Source organism: Mesorhizobium sp. M4A.F.Ca.ET.050.02.1.1, from assembly GCF_003997725.1.
In the GTDB taxonomy this organism is placed as follows: Bacteria; Pseudomonadota; Alphaproteobacteria; order Rhizobiales; family Rhizobiaceae; genus Mesorhizobium.
The window spans coordinates 1-2676 of sequence record NZ_RZSG01000799.1; the positions used below are offsets into that span (position 1 = coordinate 1).

Below are 2676 nucleotides of genomic sequence, written 5' to 3' on the forward strand. Positions count from 1 at the left end.
GGCCGAGAGCGTCACGTTGTCGATGGAGATGGTATTGCCGGGAGTGCCGGCGGTGTAGCCGGACGAGGGCGTGAAGGTCACCGAGCGCGTCACCGTCTCGAACAGCGTCGTGCCGTCCGTGGTGGTGATGACCATGTCGTTGTCGCCGCGCGTGAAGGTGGAGACGGGAACATATTCGGCGATCTTCTTCAGGATCGCGTCGCGCTGGTCGAGTGCGTCGGACACGTCGGTGCCCGAACGGGTTCCGGAAATGACGGCCTTGTTGGCGTCCTGGAACTGGCTGAGCAGCTTGTTGAGGTCATCGACCGCGGTGGCGATCTGACCGTCGGTCTGGGTGCGGAAATCCTGGATCGCCTGGGTGCCGTCATTCAGCGAGCGCACGACGTCCCTGGCCGCGTCGATGACGCTGGCGCCCAGATTCTGGTTGGACGGCGTCGTCGCGTAGAGCTGCAGCGCCTGCTGCAGATTGGCGATCGCGGTCGAGGGCGAGGACGCGTTGTCGACGCCGTTGACGGCCAGCTCCAGCTGGTCCATGCCGCTGTAAAGCGCGCTCTGGCCGCTCCATGCGGAGAGCGCGCTCAAATTCTGCCGGAACAGGAGGTCGTTGGCCGCCCGCTGGATCTCCACCGAGCGGGCGCCCGGCGCCGTGCTGGTGACGACAGCCGTGCGGCGGGCATAGTCGCTATTGGAAGCATCGGCGACATTGCGCGAGACGATGCTGGTCTGCTTCGAGGTGGTCAGGAGCGCCGACTGTGCGATGCTCAAGGCGGAGGTCAGCGACATGCGGGTCTTTCACGGGCCGGGGCCCGACAGTTATCTCTTCAGGTTGACAAGGACATCCATCAGGTCGGAACCGGTCTGGAAGACTTTCGAATTGGCGGTGTAGCTGCGCTGCGCCGCGATCATGTTGGTCAGTTCCTCGGCGATATCGACGTTGGAATTTTCCAGCGCGCCGGAGACGATCGAGCCGAGCTTGCCTTCATTGGCGAAGCCGATGCGCACCGCGCCGGAATCGGTGCTCTGCGCGTAGACGTTGCCAGGCAGGGCGGTGAGCCGGTCCGGGCTCGTCACGTCGGCCAGCGGGATCTTGTAGAGCGGCTTGGTGGAGCCGTCCTCATACTGTGCGTAGATGATGCCATCCTGGCCGATCTGGATTTTCTCGATCGTGCTCGGCGCGTTGCCGTTGACCTCGGCCTCGGAAACCGTGAAGCCGGTGCCGAGCTGGGTCAGCTTCGACATGTCGAGGTCGAGGGTGGAGCCGTTCGGCACGGTGAAGGAGATGCCGGTGGTGGCGCCGGTGAGCTTGCCGGTGGTGGTGTCGAAAGTCAGGTTGGCCGAGGCCAGCGCGCCGCCGGTATAGGGGAAGGACGTGCCGGCCGTGGCCTTGGACTGGTCGAAGACCGAGACCTCCCAGGCGCCTGAGCCGGTGTTGGTGAAATAGACGTCGAGCAGCACCTTGTTGCCGAGATTGTCGTAGGCGACCAGCGACGACTTCGAGGTGTATTCAGCGGTCGCGCTGTTGCTGGACGGCAAGGCGCCCGCAGGTGGGGTGGCACCCGCCGGCAGATTGCCGCTGAAGACGCCTTCGGTGCTCGGCGTCGCGGTCATTTCCTGGTCGGAGATCTGCACCGGCTCCAGGCCCTCGAAACCGTTGGCCGTCGCCGCAGGATCGCCATTGGCGTAGCTGTAGGCCATCAGCTGATAGCCGGCGGCATTGACCAGCCTGCCCTGGGCGTCGGCGACAAAGGCGCCGGCGCGGGTCAGATAGGGCGTGCCGCTCGGATCCTGCACGACAAAGAAGCCATCGCCGTTTACGGCAAGGTCGGATACCGAGGTGGTGTATTGCAGCACGCCTTGCGAGCTGATGGCGGAGCGGATCGTCGTCGTGACGCCGCCCGAATTGTAGGCGCCGCCGGTGCCCGGCATGATCAGCGTCGAGAATTCGGCGGAGGAGCGCTTGTAGCCCGTAGTGTCGGAGTTGGCGATGTTGTCGGCGACCGTGGACAGGCGATTGGCCTGCGCGTTCATGCCGGAGACGCCGGTCCGCATCATTCCGTAGAGGCTCATCGAAACGTCTCCTCAATACCCACGACGGTGGGGCCCATGACAGTGGCCGCGAGCCTATGCCGCGTGTCTTGCGCGAGGCTGGCGCGGGTTTCGGCCATCAGAACACCAGCCGGTAGCCGAGGAAGCGCTTGGAATCGATCGGATCATGGCCGAGCTTTTCGCGCAGCTTCTTGCGCAGCTTGCTGATGTGGCTTTCCACCACGTTCTCCTCGACCTCTTCGTCGAAGATGCCGTAGATGGCGTTGAATACCTGGGTCTTGGTGACCCGTCGGCCGCGGTTGCTGGCGAGATATTCGAGGATGCGTCGCTCGCGGCGCGGCAGAGGCAGCGGCTCGCCGTCGATCTCCGGATCACGGCCGTCCATGAAGATGCGCATCGAGCCGACCTCGGTATAGGTCACGTCCTCATGCGCGCGGCGGCGGATGGCGGTGATGCGGGCCAGGATCTCGCGGATGTGAACCGGCTTGCGGATGACGTCGTCGACGCCGCTCTCGAACAGCCGCAGCGTGTTTTCCAGCGAGTGCTGTTCGCTGAGCGCGATCACCGGTGCGCCAGTGCGGTCGCGGATCTGTCGCGGCGAGATCGCACCCTCGCGGCAGTCGCCGGTGA

3 protein-coding genes are annotated in these 2676 nt (G+C 64.8%); all 3 read right to left on the reverse strand.

All coding sequences use genetic code 11. The features are described from left to right. The coding region (gene flgK, locus EOA33_RS31315; RefSeq protein ID WP_127407389.1) for a flagellar hook-associated protein FlgK at window positions 1-783 on the reverse strand (783 nt) is incomplete at its 3' end. Between the two features lie 30 nt (window positions 784-813). Continuing rightward, a complete protein-coding gene (locus EOA33_RS31320; RefSeq protein WP_126058473.1) occupies window positions 814-2067 on the reverse strand; it encodes a flagellar hook protein FlgE in 1254 nt (417 codons plus the stop codon). A gap of 97 nt (window positions 2068-2164) precedes the next feature. After that, window positions 2165-2676, reverse strand: a 512-nt coding sequence (locus EOA33_RS31325; protein ID WP_145989389.1) for a response regulator transcription factor, incomplete at its 5' end; no start/stop codon positions are given.